The following is a 16,025-nucleotide window of genomic DNA, read 5'->3' as shown; positions in this document are numbered from 1 at the left end:
CCGAAGGCTCGTTACCGAGGCACGCGCCGCAACCTCTTTGACCTCAGGCGACTCGCGGTCGTCCAAAACCTCGAGGTCGCCGCGCGCTACCAGCACGCGGCGTGACCTAACCTGTTCGGCGCTCTAGCCTAGCTTGAGTCGCCCCATATGCTCTGAGCTCGATGACGTTGATGAGCGACAACGGGTCGCCACGCGAACACGAACCGTCAGGGGGCCGAGAACCAGCGCTCCAGTGCGGGGTGCAGTCCGCCGTCGCGCCCAGCCCACGCGATGCAGCTCAGCAACTCGGCCGCGATCTGCCGCATCGCGGTCGTCTGCGGGTCGGGGCGCATGAGCGCGAGCTGGGCGCGGGTGTTTTCGAGCACGCGCGCCGCCATCGGGTGGCACTCGGCCGTGTAGGTGTCGAGCAGGCCGTCGGGGGCGCGCCCCTGCACCGTGGCGGCCAGCTTCCAGCCGAGGTTGACCGCGTCGACCAGACCGAGGTTCAGCCCCTGCCCTCCGAAGGGTAAAGTGCCGCCGCCACCCGCGAGGTGTTCCTCGAGCTGATTGACCGCGGCTTCACCGCCGCCAGCGCCGCGGCCCGTGGCAGCCCGTACGCTTGAGGACTGGCTACAGAGAAGCCGCAATCCCAGCGAGGATGAGGTCGATCCCGGCGAGGAACTCGGCGCGGTCGTCGTGTTTGCGCAGTTGGGTAGCGACCTTCCGGGTGAACGGATACTCGTGGGCGTCGAGCTCCTTCCACCGCGCTGACTCGGTCTCGAGAAAATCAGCACGGTCCACGGCCGGCTCGAGCAGCCGGCCGTTGGCGGCGTTCTGGTCGCTCACACCGAGGATGTAGCTCACCAGCGCTGACGCTGCCGTGAACTGGGCGCCGTCGGGAACCCCCAGCGCCTGGACCTGGCGCCCGATGCGCTCGAAGATCTGCAGCGTCGCTGTCTGCCACGGCCCCCGGGAGAGCTGCGCGCCAACCCACGGATGCGCATCGATCGCCTCGAACACGCCCACGGCGATGCTGCGAATCGTTTTCCGGGCCGTGGCGTGGGCAGCGACGTCGGCCATCGCGCGGGCGACGACGGCGTCGCTGGCGGCGACGAGCAACTCGCTCTTGTTCGCGATGTGCCAGTAGATCGCGCCGGGTCCAGTCGCCAGCCGCGTGGCGAGGGCGCGGAAGGTCAACCCGTTCTCGCCCTCGGTGTCGAGCAGCTCGATCGCCGCGTCGACGATGCGCTCGCGTGAGAGCGCCTCCTCGCGTCGTTCCGACCCACGTTTCGCCTTCGCCATTGCCCCATCTTGACACGACTGGAACAGCGTTCCAACATGCCTCTGGAACACCGTTCCAGAGACTGTCGGCGAACCTCGCCGAGCGGTCTCCCACTCGAAAGGAACCCCGATGACTCCGATCACGATCGTTGGTGCCGGCCTCGGCGGACTGACTCTCGCTCGTGTCCTGCACGTCCACGGCATCCCCGCCACCCTCTACGAGGCCGATGCGTCCGCGGATGCCCGCACGCAGGGCGGAATGCTCGACATCCACGAGTACAACGGCCAGCTCGCGCTCCAAGCGGCGGGACTCCTCGACGAATTCCGCCGAATCATCCACGAAGGCGGGGAAGCCACCCGGGTCCTCGACCAGCACGGCACGGTGCTTCTCGACGAGCCCGACGACGGCAGCGGCGGTCGGCCCGAGGTGAATCGCGGCGAGCTGCGACGCATCCTGCTCGACTCGCTACCCGACGGCACCATCCAGTGGGGACGCAAGGTCACGGCCGTCCACCCACTCGGCGACGGCCGCCATGAGCTGACGTTCGCGGACGGGACGACCGTGACCACGAGCCTTCTGGTCGGCGCGGACGGAGCGTGGTCGAGGATCCGGCCGCTGCTGTCCGACGTGAAGCCCGAGTACGTCGGCACGTCCTTCATCGAGACGTACCTGTACGACGCCGACGAGCGCCACCCGGCCAGCGCAAAGGTCGTCGGAGCCGGCGCCATGTCCGCCCTCGCGCCGGGCAAGGGGATCCAAGCCCACCGCGAAACCGATGGCACCCTGCACACCTACGTCGCGCTCGCCAGGCCGAAGGAGTGGATCGCGGGCATCGACTTCGCCGACCCGGAGGCGGCGAAGGCCCGAGTCGCGGCGGAGTTCGACGGCTGGGCGCCGGAGCTCACCGCGTTGATCACGGACGGAGAGACCGCGCCCATCCCGCGGACGCTCCACGCGCTCCCCATCGAACATCGATGGGAGCGCGTGCCCGGTGTGACCCTGCTCGGCGACGCTGCGCATCTGATGGCGCCGTCCGGTGAGGGCGCCAACCTCGCGATGTACGACGGTGCCGAACTCGGCAAGGCCATTGCCGCGCATCCAGACGACCTCGAAGCCGCACTCGCCGAGTACGAGGACGCGATGTTCGCCCGGAGTGCGAAGGCCGCCGCCGAGGCATCGTGGATCCTCGGGCTCTGCTTCGGCGACAACGCTCCGCACAGCTTTATCGGCTTCCTCACCGGCGGCTCGATACCGGGAGACACCACGCGCGAGCCGTGATGATTCACGAAGCGGAGTCGGCGGTCCTCCTCGGCACCTGTCCACCTCCCTCAACTGTTCCTCTATCCGTCTGATGCTCAGGGCAGGACTCGAACGTGTCCACGCGGTGGGACGTCGAAGTCATGGAGTCAGCAAGCTCCCGGCGAGGGAAACAGCGAGTGTGGCCTCATTCCCGGGCCCGAACGTTCTCCGCTCCATTCGGATGACGACGTCGGTCGGACGGGAAAAAGGACCCAGCGTGGCATGGAAGCTTTGCGCGGCCGCAAAGACGCTCTTGCCGTTGATATCGGTTCCCTGGTCACTCACGACGAAGAAGTGAACGACCGGGTTGTTGATGTGGATACCTGATACCGAGTCTCCGGCCGGCACCTCGCCCTCGGCCGACACGTAATCAATGACCAGGCGTTTGCCGGCGGGGATTGTAAAGACGTGGTTGTCAGTCTGATTGCTCGCGCTGGAGACCTGCTTGAATGCATTGACCGGCTCGGCAGCTGTGGCGGTCGCAGCCGGCGATGGGTTCGTCACCTGGGGCGGCTGGGCGACAGCCGATCCGCTGGTGACCGCGAGGACGACGAGGAGCGGCCCTCCCACCCACAGAAGACGCGGGGTCTGCCTTCTCATGATGTTCCTCCTTCAGTGCCGGGCGCGGACCCGGTGCGCTGTCATCGGGCCTTGAATGCATGGGCACGCCGGCACGCTGTTGCACGGGGCCCCGGTTCGGCGGCTTCGGGGAAGGCTGGCGTGGGGGGAAGCCCTCGGTCGTAGAGCGGCGCAGGTCATGGCCCCGCCGGTGCCGCGGGCCGAGCGCCTCCATGGCCTTCACCCGCCAGATGGCCGTGCCCCCATGCTCGAGGAGGGACCCCCGGCGGACCTCCCGGGAGTGGAATGGACGTTCCATTCCGCGAGGCGCCGTTGCCCAATCCGTCACAGTTTAATTCGCCGGAAGTCGTGAAATGAGCCCCGCTTCCCGCGAGCGGCCACACAAGGAGCTCAGCATGCCCAATCCGGTGACTCAGGTGCAGACGGTCCAGGCGATCAATACGGTGCTCGCGCAAATGGTCCCACCCGGCGCCCACATCGTCGATCTCAACACGAACGCGTTGTCCAACGCCAATTGGTCCTGCAACAACTTTGCCCCAGCCCTACTGGAGCAAATCTGTATCATCACCGGCACGAACCCCGTCAATCTCCACACCGCAACGTATGACCAGGGCAATCCGCACCTACCGGTGGCCTTCGCTGACAACACCTTCGTGAACATCTCGATGCTCGGCGAGCCCTCGGCGCTGAACCACAACTTCAACATTCTCGTTTCCGGCGGAACGACCTACCTCATTCAAGCCTATTCCGGCCACCAGGTGAACATCGTGCGGCGCTTCCCCAATGCGACCTTCATCTTGCATTGGCATAATCTGTCAAACAATGTCAATTGGCAGGCCTCATACACCACGCTCTTCGGCGTTGCCCCCAACACGGTGGTCAACCATCCACCGATAGCAACGTGGCTGACCACCCAGTACGTGACGCAATAGCGGGCGGGCCGTCTCGCTCTTCAAGGATCTGCTGGAGACTGCCGCCGCGCACCTGGGCATGCAGGCGCAGCTCGCGTCCATGCTCGATCGCGAGGAACAGGAGCGCGGAGAGGGAGCCCAATCCCGCCACGAGCCGGCCGCGGCCGGGCGCGCACCCACGCGAGGCAGGTGCCGGCGGCTCAGGCCGCCCACGTCTGCGGTCCTCCTCGGCTCCTCGGCACCTGCCCTCCTCCCTCAACTGTGCCTCTTTCCGTCTGATGCTCCGGGCTTGCCCTCCACGCGCAGCTCGTGTGCGCGCTCATAGGCGCGGTAGCTGGCCGTTCCCGCGCCCGTGTTGCCCGTCCACGTCAACGCCACCGCGTAGCGATGCTCGTGTCCCGACATGACGCCTCCCAGGTGTTCCGGCGCGCGTTGGATATGCGCCGGCCTCCTGGGAGGCAAGCCTTCCTGTCCTCGCCTCACGGGAAGAAGATTCCGACGAGCAGCGTGTGACATGGCTTGGAGCCCGGCGGCCCAGGCTCGACGTCACGCCTGTAGCGCAAAACGTTACAGCGCCGAGCCACGCGTAACATGGATTGACACACGGGCAGTGACACCCGGGTCACCGCCACTCTGGAGCACCGGCCGGCATGTTGGGTGCACAACAAGGGCGCCACTCCATTTTGGGAGGGGGACCTTGTGACAAAATCGATGCTGATCGTTGTGGTTGCGTTGCTCGCCGCAGTTCCCACCGCGTCACACGCAGGCGCCGCCAAGTTGACCCAGAGCTCGACGACCTCGGGCTACTCCGCCAACAACTTCGGCTATTGCGGCTCCGGGAACCGCAACTTCATGGTGTCGTACGAGTACTGTCCCGGCATCATCATCGTCGGGGGGAGCTGCGGGCCCTACAACACGTGCGGCTCCAATCCCTACCGCATCAAGGCCAATCTCTACCTCAACGGCAATCTCGTCTCCTCGATGCAGTATCAGACGTCGTCCTCCTGGGCGAACTTCCCCTTCTACAACGTGGGCGTTGGGGCGGGGCAGTACAAGGCCACGGTGACGCTGGAGAAGCGGAACTGGACCTGTATCGGCTGGTCCACGGTGGAGACGGTGTCCACCAACATCATCGTTTCGAGCGCGGCCGCGGCCACGCCCAACTTCAACATCAATGGCGTGGCACCGCCGGCGAATGGCGCTCCCATCAATGTCTGCGCCAGCAACATCAAGCTGAACGCCGACCCCACGAGCTGCGAGAACCACTACTTCGTGACGGTCCAGGAGAGCGACCGCTGGTGGACCCGTACGAATGATTACGAGTGGGGGCGGTGGTTCGCGGGTCAGGCGCCCAATGGGCTGAACCTGCAGCAGATGTCCACCACGTTCAGCTACTCGCCCTATTTCATCGGCTCGCCGGGCCGCCAGGGGTCTCCGCTCATTGGCGGCAACCTTCCGAATGGCCAGAACCGGCACTACCGGGTCAGCGTGTGCACCGGAGAGCCCTCGTGGAACTGCAAGACGGGGCTCATCAAGGTGGACGGCAATTGCTTCGCGGGCGCGGCGGCAACGCCCAGCGAGGAGCAGGCGGCGGACCTGAGTGACGAGGAGCGCAGCGTCGTCGAGGAGGAGCGAGGACCCACCTCCGAGCCCATGCCGGACATCAAGCCGCCCACGGAGTGCACGGACGCCCAGCCCAAGAAGTGATTCCGCGCCCCGCGTCCCCTTCCACCGAGGTGGGAGGGGACGCAGGTCGACAGGGTACTTCCCGGCCCTCTACGAGAGGAACGAGCCCGCGGGCGCTCAGCCCGCGGAGACGGCGGTGTGGCCGCCGTCCACCACCAGGACGCTGCCCGTCATGAAGCGCGACGCGTCCGAGGCCAGCAGCAGCAGTGGGCCGTCCAGCTCCTCGAACCGGCCGGTGCGCTGCTGCGGAATCCGCTGAACCAGGGCCTGGCCCGCGGGCGAGGCCAGGAACTCGCGGTTGAGGTCCGTCTCGAAGTAGCCGGGCGCGAGCGCGTTGACACGGATGCCATGCCGAGCCAGGTCAATGGCCAGCGCGCGGGTGAGGTGGATGACTCCCGCCTTGGAGGCGCAATAGGCGGGCACTCCGCCCTCGGCCACCAGCCCCAGGATGGAAGCGACGTTGATGAGGGTGCCGCCCCGTCCCTGCCTCACCCAGTGCCGTGCCGCCTCCTGCGCCACCAGCCACACACCCTTGAGGTTGGTGTCCACCACCCGGTTCCAGTCATCCTCGCCCTGCTCGTCCCAGGGGCGCGTGTCCACGACGCCGGCGTTGTTGACGACGATGGAGAGGGGCCCCAGGCTCGCGGCGGCCTCCTGGATGGCGCTGTGCACGCTGCGCGCGTCCGTCACGTCCAGGGGAACCACCACCGCCCGGCCGCCCTCCTTCTGGATGACGCGAGCCACCTCCGTCAGGGCCGCCACGTCGCGCGCAGCCAGGGCCGTGGCAACGCCCCGCCGCGCCAGCGTGAGGGCGAAGTGCCGCCCCAGCCCTCGCGAGGCCCCGGTGACCAGCGCCACGCGCCCCGAGATGTCGAAGAGCTCCGCGGTTCCCATATCGCCTCCGCATATCACTGAATCAGACGTCACCGGGGCGGAAGGCCGGGCGAGGCCGCCAGGCCTTCCCCCGCGGTCTGTCTTTGCTCAGTGGCAGCCCTCGGCCGCCTTGCCCGGTCCGCCGAAGAAGAACCGGTTCTTCGTGCTCGAGGTGCTGCTGAAGGTGGGCTCGCTCACGGAGTAGCATTTGGCATCGGTGGCGACCGGCTTGGTGCTGGCGTCCCACCACCAGTAGGTGGTCGGGGCCCAGAAGTAGGTGAGGTTGCGGAAGTAGGCGGCATGGCTCCAGCCCTCGGACGCGAAACGGCCGCTGCCCATCTGCGTCGCCGTGGCCTCGGGCGCGGAGGAGTCGTAGACCTCGCCGAACCAGGTGAGCTTGTCGGCGTTGTTCCGGATGCCCTGCGTCGAGAAGAGGAAGCCCTCGTTCTTGCAGGTGGAGGTCGTGTCGTTGTCCTTGCAGCGTGGGTAATAGCCAATCCACTCGCCCAGGACTCGCACCCACCAGTTGCCCTTGTGCAGGCGCACCTCGATGTCCATGACGTACTGGGCCTTCCCCTGAGCGCTCATGCCGATGAGCTTCGCGCCGGGCACGATCTGGGTGCTGACCTGCCGCCAGCCGTCGCACAACTGGTTGTAGCCCCCCTCCCAGTCTCCGTCCTCGGAGCCGTTGGTCCGGAAGTAGGTGAAGAGGTGGGGCGCCTTGTCACCATTGAGGGACTCGAGCTCGATCTTTCCCACTTCGATGGCCTGAATGGGATTGCCCCGCATGACGGCGACCTGCGCGATGGACGTCTCATTGTCCACGGGCCCGGAGGTGTCCCAGAGGTTGATGATGGCCGCGCTGCCGAAGAAGGGGCCGCCCGTCTTGTTCCAGTTGCCGTAGTAGCGGTCATTCGAGGCGGGGGACGGCTCGGGGATGCGCTCGAAGACGTCCTCCGGGTTCTCGGGGGGCTCGGTCTCCAGGCGCAGGTAGTTCTCCACGTCGAAGCGGACGACGGGCACGGTGCCCGCGGGGCCCTGCGCCCACGGCTGGAGCTGGAGCTCCGTCTGCACGGGCGCGTCCTTGTCCTCGGGCCCCGGTGTCTCGGGCAGCGGACTCGTCCCCTCGGGCATCTTTTCCTCGGGGGGCGGAGGCATCTCCGGCACGTCGCGCGGGGCGGGCACCCAGTCGATGACCTGTCCCGAGTCCGTCCTCGTGGTGGCCACGATGTCCAGCCGGGACAGGCGCGCGCGGAAGTACTCGCGGATGCGCTCGCGGCGCAGCTCCAGCTCCTTCTCGGTGAGCGGGGCCACGGCGCGCGCGGTCCGGTCCGTGGAGGGCGCGGCCACGGTGGCCTCGGAGGCGGGCGCATCCTGCGAGCCGCAGCCGGACAGCACCAGGTAAAGGAGGGTGGCGCCCCGCAGGGCGTAGGACTTCCGGAGCATGGCGATTCCTGGGACGAAGCTGGTTGAGACCTGCCTCCCTCCAACGCGCGCTGCTTCAGTTCTTCCCGGAGTCACGGCCGGGCCTTCCGGCGTGCCGCTCAGCGGCCGGTGTATGCGCTGGCCGCTTCGATGTTGTCGTCGAGCAGTGAATCCAGGGTCCGGCCCGGGCTCGCGTAGCCACGCACGGCGTAGAGGAAGAGGTCCGCGGAGACTTCGCGCGGCTGCGGGTCATCGTGCTGGCGGTGGTCGCCGGCCTTCTCCATCAGCGTCTCGGCCTGGGTGAGCCGCGTGCTGTTGGAGGCGAGCGAGGACTGGAGGGGCGCATTCTCTCCATTGCCATTGCCCGCGCGGTAGGAGAGCACGTGACCCAGCTCGTGGATGACCAGGTCGCTGGCGATGGGCGAGCGCGCGGAGTCGCTCATGTGGAAGTACACCGTCTGGCCGGCGGTGTAGCCCCGCGCCCCGTTGGCCTCCTTGGGCGGGGTGTCCGTGAGGTTGAACGTCACGTCCCCCATCACCTCCTGGAAGGCGGCGAACCTGTCTGGATTGCCCGTGCTCTCGGCCAGGTACGTCGCCGTGGCGTCGAGGCCGTCGTGGAAGTTCGACAGGAGGTTCATCGTGAGCTCCGCCATCTCAGCCGCGGCCACGGCGTTCTGCGTGCCGAGCGGATCCAGGCGCGCCATGAGGTAGTCCGTGCTCGGGTTGGGGACGCTCTCGCTCTGGTTGATGGTGACTCCGTAGGCCTCCTCGATGGAGGACTCGTACGCACCGGCGGCGGCCTGCACGGCGGCCCACCGCTCCGCGGTGAAGCCCTCTTCGTTCATCTCGGCGATGGCCGATTCGAGCGCCGCGTGAGCGTCCGCGAGCTGCTGCTCCGTATCCGCCGCGTCCGCCACCGCGACGTTGGCGACGCCGTCCAGTCCGAGCAGCCGCAACTGCGCGTTCCGCTCAGGGCCGGGCGGCAGCGAGAGCACACTGTCCAGGGCCTCCTGCCCTACCCGTCCGGCCTCCTGGTACTGGGGATTCGCGGCCTGCCAGGCCTGCTGGCTGGGCCACGTGGTGGACGGCGGGTTGGGGTCCGTCACCGTCCCGTCCGGATGGAGGACGACGGCGTGCCCGGAGGCGTCACGCGTGTCGTTGCAGAGGAGCACGGTGTCGCCGGGGCGGGCGGCGGCGTGGGCCCGCTCCAGGCAGTTGGCGCGGCCATCCCCCAGGCGCTCCGTGCGGAGCGTGGTGGCGGGAGCAGTGGCCGTCGTGGTGGGCGTCCACATCCCGCCGCTCAGGTCGACCCGGGGACGGGGCGCAGGCGCTGACTGGAAGGTGTTGGCCTGGATGAAGCCGCTGGGTGCCGGTGGAGGTGCCGGTGGAGGTGTGGCGGCGCGCTGCGGCTCGACCTTGGGTGGTGGCGGTGGCGGTGGCGGCGCGGCTCGGACGTTGCTGATACCCATGTGTGTTCCCCCTCTTCGTGCACCTGGATTATCGGGGGGCGTCCGAGAGGGAATGAATTAATCCGGATTAAATCAGCAGCCTCGAGCCGGCGGGCGCGCCCCCAACACTGCTCATCTGAGTCCCCTTCAGCACGAGGGTACAGATGGGGGCGTACGGATGCGCCAGTGCCGGGCAACCCGTCTCATGGAGGAACCTCGGGTCCATGAGGCGCTCGTGGCTCCGTCGCGGCTCGCTCCGGACGGTAGGCCATGAAGGTCAGCAGACCGCCGCTGCCCACGAGAACGGCGAGCAGCAGGTACGTGAACAGCCCCTCCCCTGCTTGAGGCGCTGCTGGTGCCACCATGCGATAGAGCCCGCCGCACAGCGACACCCACCCGCTTGCCGTCAAGAGGACGCGCCAGCTCAGGCTCCACACGTTGTGGGCTCGCACGATGGCAAGGCCTGCCACGAAGAGCAGCGTGCCGTTCAGGTAGACGACCGGTGCCGTCTGCGCGGCGAAAATGTCCATGTTGAAGGCTTCGGTCGTGCCCACGGCGATCAGCGTGGGTCCAATCAATCCGGCGAGCGACCTGCTGTTCTCCATCGTTGTTCTTTCAGGCCGCGCTGGCATCGAAGGGCCGGTCTGCCCCGCCCGTGGAGCCGCATCCCGCGGTTCGTGATTCTCGCATGACATTGGTACTACCCGGGCAGATGAATCGAGCGTGGTGGCCCGCCTCGTCGAGGAGCCGGACCAGACGGAGGCCATGCGCCAGCGGCTTCAACTCCCCCAAGCAGGTACGGAAGAGGCGAGCGTGGCGCCCCAGGCAGCGGCGAGGCAAGAACCGACGCCCTCCCGCTCCGCTCCGGCAGTACCGCGCGGTGCGTTGTAGCGCCGGGCGTCACACCGACCTCGGGAGTCGTGACGTTCGGAGTCACATTCCGTCGCTTCCAGACAGGTCACACGGGGAGTGAAGCCTTCGGCTCGAATCCTGCTCTCAGGGGAAGTGCAGCTCTCCCCCCAGCGGCCTCGGACACGAGGCAGAGGAAGCAGTGATGAACGTCTTCCGTCAAATTGGCGTCAAGCACACCCTGGCCGTCGCCATGGTCATGAGCGGCATCGGTGGAGCTGCCACCACGTATGTGCAACAGGCGCAGGTGCCCGGTGGTGGCAATCCGCCGCCGTGTTCCGCCTACTGCTACAACGTCGACATCTACAACAACACCAACTTCGACGCGAACGACCTGCACGTCACGGTGCAGGGACCCACGTCCTTCTGCAGCTATTATACAGGCTCGATGAACCCGTTCGGCGTGCCGACAGTCACCACGAACAGCACCACCGCCACCTCGACGCTCAACTTCTCGGCACCGGGCAAGAGCGTGAAGCGCGGCGACTACGCCCACATCGGCTTCTGCTCCAACTCGGCCGCCATCGGTGTGGTGAGCCACTCCAACAACCCGGACGATCTGCCCGCGTTCTACTGGACGCGCGACACCCGGCCTGTCGGCGACGTCATCGCGGTGGGCCACGAGTGGAAGGTGGAGCGGGCGTCCGACGGCGGCATCCGGCCGGTCATCGACCTGAGCAACCACACCGGCACGCCCATCCGCGTCCGGCAGCTCGACTGGGCCATCTCGGACAAGGCCATTGCCCTCAATGAACTGATGTGGGACGGGCTGGCGGACCAGCTCCCGTGGCAGCAGGTGGCGGGCGAGGGCGAGCTGGCCTCGGGAACCAACGAAGCGCCGTCCGTCCTCGAGTTCCCGGTGGATGCCCAGTTCTCGTCGGATGATCCGCGGCACATCGTGTTCCGCTTCTGGGCGGAGGACCCCAAGGACCCGAGCAACCTGAACCGCGGCGTCGCCCAGGTCTCCGTCGCCGAGCTCGTGCGGCTCGCGAAGAACGGGAGTGGCACGGGCGGCACCACCACCCCCACTGACTCCAACGGCGCCCGGAAGTAGTCCCGACGTCGCGGTGAGAGGTCGGACTCCTCGTGAAGGGGTCCGACCCGCCCGTCCCCGCCCGACCGGAGGACACGAGCGCGACACTCTCCCTATGCCGCCTTCGCGAGCACCGGATACGAGACCCCCGTCAGTCGCTCCGACGCCTCCCACAGCACACGCGCCATCGCCGTGTCGCGGGCGCGCTTGGGGAACTTCGAGGGCGCCGGAGGCCCGACCAGGCCGAAGCGTCTTCCCGGGTGGAAGTAGTCGCCTCCCTTCACGTCCGGCATCGTCGCCGCGTAGAGCGAGGGCAGCGCGCCCTCCGCCGCCGACTGCCCGATGAGCTTCGTGAGCCGAGCGACGAGGTCCTGCTTCTGCAATCCCGTCGCGCTCGCCCCCGGCTCCGCCGCCACGCTGAGCAGCCCCATTCCACCGAAGCGCCGGTCCAGCTCCAGCATGAACAGGAGATTCGCCAGCTTGGAATTCCCATACGTCCCCATGGGCGAGTAGCGCTTCTCGCTCTGGAGGTTCGTCAGGTCGAGTCTCCCCCAGTACGCCGCGGTGCTGCTCACCGTGACGACGCGGGGCGAGCGGCTGGCGCCCAGTGCCGGCATCAACAGCCCCGTCAGCGCGAAGTGGCCCAGGTGGTTGGTGCCGAACTGGACCTCGAAGCCATCCACCGTCGTCTGCCGCTTCGGCACGGCCATCAACCCCGCGTTGTTCACCAGCAGGTCGAGCGTCGGCATCGCGGCCCGCGCCCTCTCGGCGAACGCGCGCACGGAGGCGAGGCTCGCCAGGTCGAGCGCCTCCAGGGAGAAGCGCGCCCCGGGCACCTCCGCCCGCATCCGCTCCACCGCGGCCTGCCCCTTCTGGACGTCCCGGCATCCGACCAGCACCTCGACTCCCGCCCGCCCCAACTCCAGGGCGGTGAAGTACCCGATGCCGCTGTTCGCCCCCGTGACGATGGCCTTCTTCCCCTCGAGCCGGGGAATGTCCCGGGTGCTCCAATCCGTCTTCATGGTCTCGACCTCGCGGCAAGTAAACGTCCGTTTACTTGCCAAGACTGTGGGCCGGGGTATTTTTTGTCAACACTCGTTTACTTCGCGCCCCATGACCGAGAAACGTCGCCCCACCGGCAAGTCCCCTACCCGTCGTCCAGCGTCGAGCAGCCGGCCGCGACAACGGGACGCGGAGCAGACGCGGGCGGACCTGCTGCGAGCGGCGCGAAGGGCCTTCGCGACGCGGGGCTATGCGCAGGCGGGCATGCGGGAGATGGCCGCGGAGGCGGGTGTCACGCCCGCGCTGGTCGTCCGATATTTCGGCTCCAAGAAGGAGCTGTTCCGGGAAGCGCTGGGGCACGACCTGGGGCTGTCGGGCTTCTTCGCGGCCGGTCGGAAGGACTTCGGCCGCCACGTGGTGCAGTACCTGATGAACAAGCCCGTGCCCGAGGCGGACGCACTGGCGATGATGCTCCTGTCGGCGGGTGACGAGGAAGTACGAGACCTCGTGACGACGCTGCTGGAGGAGCGGCTGACGCGACCGCTCGCCCAGTGGCTGGGGCCCCCGAGGGCGGAGTCGCGCGCGGCGCTGATGCTCGCGCTCTTCTGCGGCGTCTGGGTCTTCCGGAGCACGCTGCCGATCAAGCCCTTCACGGGCACCCTGGACGCGGCGACGGACACGAAGCTCGCCGCCATGCTCCAGGACCTCGTCGACGGCGGCTAGACGCTCCCCGGTGGCCTCGGATGGAGCCGTCGGCCTCTGGGTGGGGAGGCAGTCAGGCCACGGCCTGTCTGGGCGTCTTCACTCCGCGGATGAGGCTCGCCGGAATGATCAGGACGCCAAAAACGTATGCTTGACAGTGGGGAGCACGCTCTATAAAAGCCCCCTCGTTGCAGCGCGGCGGACGCCTTCGGGGCGGATAGCTCAGCGGTAGAGCGTCGCCCTTACAAGGCGAGGGTCACAGGTTCAATCCCTGTTCCGCCCAAGGTTGTGGGGAGTTAGTTCAGTTGGTTAGAACGCCGGCCTGTCACGCCGGAGGCCACGGGTTCAAGTCCCGTACTCCTCGCCAATAGAAGGGCCCGGAATCGCAAGGTTCCGGGCCCTTCGTCTTTCCGGGCACTGCTTGTAAGCCTGCCGCTTGTAAGCCGTATGTAAGTCGCCACATGGCCCTCAGCTTTCCTTCTCTGAGGTGCATCGTCGGCCCTACTTACGACAGGCCTCTTGGACGGACTGCGCTGGAGCAGCGGCCGCTAGCATGCCGTGCAAGCACGCCAGCACCTGCGCGCCGTGGCGTCCCCCATGGGCAGCAGGCTGCGCTCGACCAGGCCCCGCAGGCGCGCACGCCCGCCAGAACCGTCTCACGTCCGGGCTGCCCCGTAAGTGCTCGGCGCGGCCACGGACACCTCGACGGGTGGCGCCTCCCGCATCAACAACGGGGGGCCTGCGCAGAGCGCAGACCCTCCCCGGGGTACTCACCGGTACGCACCCTTCGCGGATGCGCTCCTGCCAGGACAAGAACGCAGGCTGCTCCACCAGCGCCTCCAGTTCCAGGTTGCGAGCGCGGTAGCGGCCCAGTTCCCGGTCGATGCTCAATGACACCGCGCGCAGAGCACCACCCACGTCTTCCGGTGCCGGCCCTCGAGCGTCGATTCCCTGAGCGCAAACGAGCCATGGCGAGGGGGCACCTGGGTGCCGCACGTGCACCGCCCGGTCCTGAGGTTGGGCCGGGTGCCTGCGGCGGCCTCACGACAGGCCAGCTCCACGTGGCGAAGGCCGGTGGCCGCTTCGAACCAGCACAGCTCTCCCCGGCGAATGCGACCGCGGCACCCGGCGGCGGTACAGGTACCATCCTTCTTCGCGGTGATGGTGGGCACGTCTACGCACCCTCCTCCGGCTCGAGCCGCAGGTGGAGCTGGGGCGTCGTCGCGGGGCGGACGGGCCGTGCCTCGCGGGCGGCAGTGCGCTCACGGCGTACGCGAACGCGGCCTGCACTACCTCATGGGCGTGCAGGGCACCCATAAGGTATGGCCACCCGGGGCGAGTCCTCGGAAACCCGAGAAGGTGGCTGGAAAGAATGGACGCCCTCGCACCCGCTATGTGGCCGAGGGCCTGCGGCCCTGGGCCATTGAGGAGTTGGCTCTCCAGGTGCCCCAGGAGAAGTTCCACACCGTCCGCTGGCGCGAGGGCAGTCGAGGCGAGCAGTCCTCCCGGTTTGCGGCCGCGCGCGTCCATACGGCTGAGCGTCACGTCCAGCGAGCCCCTCCAAGCGAGGAGGTATGGCTGCTGATTGAGTGGCCTCGCGGGGAGGCACGCCCGACGAAGTACTACCTGTCCTCTCTTCCAGAGGACACCCCGGTGAAGCGGTTGGTGCGCCTGTCCAGGCTGCGCTGGCGAGTGGAGCGCGACTACCAGGAGATGAAGGGCGAAGTCGGCCTGGACCACTTCGAAGGCCGCAGCTGGCGAGGTTTCCCTCACCACGCCACGCTCTGCATGGTGGCCCATGGCTTCCTCGCCCTGCACCGAGCGCTTTTCCCCCCGGAGCACGACGCGATGGACGCTGCCGCAGGTGCGGCGGCAGCTCCAAATCCTGCTGCTGCGCCGCATCGGCTACTGTCCCCTGTGCCTGCGTCAGGTCAACGCGCGCGCGCCTCCTCGTGGGCAGTCACGCATGTGACCGGGTAGTACCAAGAGCTCCTAACAAAAGTCCCTTCCGAGGGGTAGTCCCCCTCGGGGAACGGGGCTCAACTCTTACTTTTTGTTAGGAGCTCTAAATCCGATTGAACTGTGCTGGAGCAAGTTCAAAAGCCTGCTCCAACACGCCGAAGCGCGCACACGGGATGAACTCGACAAGGCGATCGCCGAGGCTATGACGACCATCACGCCGCAAGATGCATTGAGTTGGTTCCGTCACTGCGGATACAGGGCTCAACCCAAATGAGAAGCGCTATCAGTTCCATGTCACCGAGCCTCAGTGGAGCGGGACCTATCTCGCCGATGTGTCCACTCGCCGCACCTGGGGGGAGGTCCACTCGCCGTCGAGTGCGCTCCGCTCCGGGACGTAGAGCCGCAGGGCCATGTAGAACGCTCCATCAGGGGTTGGCAGCCAGTTCGGTTGCAACCCCTCGTTCGGGGCTTCTTTCTGGATGTAGAACGTGATTGAGCCGTCCGCCCCACGCACGAACGAGTCCAGCATCGGCGAGTTCAACAGATAGCGATTGATGGGGTTGTCGACGAGCAGCTGGGTCTTGGCGTCATACATCGTGACGGACCAGAACGCCTTGGCCGGCGGGAGTTCGGTCAGGGTGAGCGTGTATTGACTCGTCGAGGCGTCGAGTATCTGCTCGTTCGCATCCACGTTGTACATGAAGTAGAGCGCTTCCTCCTTGGAGTTTCCGTAGATGCCGATCTTCGCCCCCGCGAAGCGGTACAGGTAGTTGTTGTTGAGGAAGTCCCTCGTGCCGAAGAAATCGCCGGTCTTCAGCTCGCCCGCGTCCACTTGTGCATTGATCGCTTCGAATGCCTGCCAGGCATCGGCGATGCCTCCTTCAAAGGCCGCCAGCATTTCGGGGCTCAGGTCGTTCACATCGAACGGCAGGCCG

The 16,025-nt window shown here is 67.2% G+C and carries 15 protein-coding genes, 2 tRNA genes and 1 pseudogene; 8 read left to right on the top strand and 10 right to left on the bottom strand.

Annotated features, from left to right (window positions below; translation table 11 throughout):
• Positions 1-206: 206 nt before the first annotated feature.
• Positions 207-626, bottom strand: coding sequence for an FAD-dependent monooxygenase (locus tag G4D86_RS54435; RefSeq protein WP_420821894.1), 420 nt, complete (start codon positions 624-626; stop codon positions 207-209).
• Positions 610-1,281, bottom strand: a complete 672-nt coding sequence (locus G4D86_RS48175) for a TetR/AcrR family transcriptional regulator (protein WP_164002300.1) — start codon at positions 1,279-1,281, stop codon at positions 610-612. The genes G4D86_RS54435 and G4D86_RS48175 overlap by 17 nt, the downstream gene beginning before the upstream one ends.
• A 109-nt stretch (positions 1,282-1,390) precedes the next feature.
• Here G4D86_RS48175 and G4D86_RS48170 point away from each other — a divergent pair, with 109 nt between their 5' ends.
• Positions 1,391-2,539 (top strand): FAD-dependent oxidoreductase, encoded by a 1,149-nt coding sequence (locus G4D86_RS48170; protein ID WP_164002299.1) that lies wholly within the window; start codon positions 1,391-1,393, stop codon positions 2,537-2,539.
• A 120-nt stretch (positions 2,540-2,659) separates the two neighbouring features.
• On the opposite strand, the gene G4D86_RS48165 is transcribed toward G4D86_RS48170, so the two are convergent.
• On the bottom strand, positions 2,660-3,160 hold the full coding sequence (locus tag G4D86_RS48165) for a hypothetical protein (protein WP_164002298.1): 501 nt from the start codon (positions 3,158-3,160) through the stop codon (positions 2,660-2,662).
• Positions 3,161-3,534: 374 nt separating this feature from the next.
• Here G4D86_RS48165 and G4D86_RS48160 point away from each other — a divergent pair, with 374 nt between their 5' ends.
• Entirely contained in the window at positions 3,535-4,071 is a 537-nt protein-coding gene (locus G4D86_RS48160; RefSeq protein WP_164002297.1) for a hypothetical protein, read from the top strand.
• A gap of 234 nt (positions 4,072-4,305) precedes the next feature.
• On the opposite strand, the gene G4D86_RS48155 is transcribed toward G4D86_RS48160, so the two are convergent.
• A complete protein-coding gene (locus G4D86_RS48155; RefSeq protein ID WP_205520385.1) occupies positions 4,306-4,455 on the bottom strand; it encodes a hypothetical protein in 150 nt (49 codons plus the stop codon).
• Positions 4,456-4,827: 372 nt separating this feature from the next.
• On the opposite strand from G4D86_RS48155, the gene G4D86_RS48150 reads away from it, so the two are divergent.
• A complete protein-coding gene (locus tag G4D86_RS48150) occupies positions 4,828-5,757 on the top strand; it encodes a hypothetical protein (protein WP_164002296.1) in 930 nt (309 codons plus the stop codon).
• 96 nt (positions 5,758-5,853) lie between these two features.
• Here G4D86_RS48150 and G4D86_RS48145 read toward each other — a convergent pair whose 3' ends face one another.
• From G4D86_RS48145 to G4D86_RS48130, 4 genes are all read right to left on the bottom strand, one after another.
• A complete protein-coding gene (locus G4D86_RS48145; RefSeq protein ID WP_164002295.1) occupies positions 5,854-6,630 on the bottom strand; it encodes an SDR family NAD(P)-dependent oxidoreductase in 777 nt (258 codons plus the stop codon).
• Positions 6,631-6,717: 87 nt separating this feature from the next.
• Positions 6,718-8,055, bottom strand: coding sequence for a neprosin family prolyl endopeptidase (locus G4D86_RS48140; protein WP_164002294.1), 1,338 nt, complete (start codon positions 8,053-8,055; stop codon positions 6,718-6,720).
• Between the two features lie 98 nt (positions 8,056-8,153).
• Positions 8,154-9,503, bottom strand: a complete 1,350-nt coding sequence (locus G4D86_RS48135) for an eCIS core domain-containing protein (protein ID WP_164002293.1) — start codon at positions 9,501-9,503, stop codon at positions 8,154-8,156.
• A 182-nt stretch (positions 9,504-9,685) separates the two neighbouring features.
• Positions 9,686-10,087 carry a hypothetical protein gene (locus G4D86_RS48130; RefSeq protein ID WP_164002292.1) on the bottom strand — a complete coding sequence of 134 codons (402 nt, stop codon included), beginning with the start codon at positions 10,085-10,087 and terminating at the stop codon, positions 9,686-9,688.
• 449 nt (positions 10,088-10,536) lie between these two features.
• Between G4D86_RS48130 and G4D86_RS48125 the strand changes: the two genes are divergently transcribed.
• Positions 10,537-11,445: a hypothetical protein gene (locus G4D86_RS48125; protein WP_164002291.1), complete on the top strand. Its 909-nt coding sequence runs from the start codon at positions 10,537-10,539 to the stop codon at positions 11,443-11,445.
• Positions 11,446-11,537: 92 nt separating this feature from the next.
• On the opposite strand, the gene G4D86_RS48120 is transcribed toward G4D86_RS48125, so the two are convergent.
• Complete coding sequence (locus G4D86_RS48120; RefSeq protein ID WP_164002290.1) at positions 11,538-12,446, bottom strand: oxidoreductase; 909 nt, start codon at positions 12,444-12,446, stop codon at positions 11,538-11,540.
• A gap of 91 nt (positions 12,447-12,537) precedes the next feature.
• Here G4D86_RS48120 and G4D86_RS48115 point away from each other — a divergent pair, with 91 nt between their 5' ends.
• The 4 genes and pseudogenes from G4D86_RS48115 to G4D86_RS53590 form a co-directional block, all read left to right on the top strand.
• Positions 12,538-13,149 carry a TetR/AcrR family transcriptional regulator gene (locus G4D86_RS48115; RefSeq protein WP_164002289.1) on the top strand — a complete coding sequence of 204 codons (612 nt, stop codon included), beginning with the start codon at positions 12,538-12,540 and terminating at the stop codon, positions 13,147-13,149.
• A 190-nt stretch (positions 13,150-13,339) separates the two neighbouring features.
• Positions 13,340-13,411: transfer RNA gene (locus G4D86_RS48110), tRNA-Val, on the top strand.
• A 7-nt stretch (positions 13,412-13,418) separates the two neighbouring features.
• Positions 13,419-13,495, top strand: a tRNA-Asp gene (locus G4D86_RS48105).
• Between the two features lie 884 nt (positions 13,496-14,379).
• A pseudogene (locus G4D86_RS53590) lies at positions 14,380-15,108 on the top strand (IS701 family transposase); the annotation flags it as partial.
• Between the two features lie 301 nt (positions 15,109-15,409).
• Here the strand turns inward: G4D86_RS53590 and G4D86_RS48095 are convergent.
• On the bottom strand, positions 15,410-16,025 hold a 616-nt coding region (locus G4D86_RS48095), incomplete at its 5' end, for a DUF1214 domain-containing protein (RefSeq protein ID WP_164002288.1).

This window comes from Pyxidicoccus caerfyrddinensis (assembly GCF_010894405.1).
In the GTDB taxonomy this organism is placed as follows: domain Bacteria; phylum Myxococcota; class Myxococcia; order Myxococcales; family Myxococcaceae; genus Myxococcus; species Myxococcus caerfyrddinensis.
The sequence above is the reverse complement of the archived record's forward strand: the minus strand, read 5'-3'. Positions and strand labels throughout refer to the sequence as shown.

Coding starts and splice junctions, on each gene's coding strand:
- G4D86_RS48175 (WP_164002300.1), bottom strand. CDS start 1,281: ATGGCGAAGGCGAAACGTGGGTCGGAACGACGCGAGGAGGCGCTCTCA.
- G4D86_RS48170 (WP_164002299.1), top strand. CDS start 1,391: ATGACTCCGATCACGATCGTTGGTGCCGGCCTCGGCGGACTGACTCTC.
- G4D86_RS48165 (WP_164002298.1), bottom strand. CDS start 3,160: ATGAGAAGGCAGACCCCGCGTCTTCTGTGGGTGGGAGGGCCGCTCCTC.
- G4D86_RS48160 (WP_164002297.1), top strand. CDS start 3,535: ATGCCCAATCCGGTGACTCAGGTGCAGACGGTCCAGGCGATCAATACG.
- G4D86_RS48155 (WP_205520385.1), bottom strand. CDS start 4,455: ATGTCGGGACACGAGCATCGCTACGCGGTGGCGTTGACGTGGACGGGC.
- G4D86_RS48145 (WP_164002295.1), bottom strand. CDS start 6,630: ATGGGAACCGCGGAGCTCTTCGACATCTCGGGGCGCGTGGCGCTGGTC.
- G4D86_RS48140 (WP_164002294.1), bottom strand. CDS start 8,055: ATGCTCCGGAAGTCCTACGCCCTGCGGGGCGCCACCCTCCTTTACCTG.
- G4D86_RS48135 (WP_164002293.1), bottom strand. CDS start 9,503: ATGGGTATCAGCAACGTCCGAGCCGCGCCGCCACCGCCACCGCCACCA.
- G4D86_RS48130 (WP_164002292.1), bottom strand. CDS start 10,087: ATGGAGAACAGCAGGTCGCTCGCCGGATTGATTGGACCCACGCTGATC.
- G4D86_RS48125 (WP_164002291.1), top strand. CDS start 10,537: ATGAACGTCTTCCGTCAAATTGGCGTCAAGCACACCCTGGCCGTCGCC.
- G4D86_RS48120 (WP_164002290.1), bottom strand. CDS start 12,446: ATGAAGACGGATTGGAGCACCCGGGACATTCCCCGGCTCGAGGGGAAG.
- G4D86_RS48115 (WP_164002289.1), top strand. CDS start 12,538: ATGACCGAGAAACGTCGCCCCACCGGCAAGTCCCCTACCCGTCGTCCA.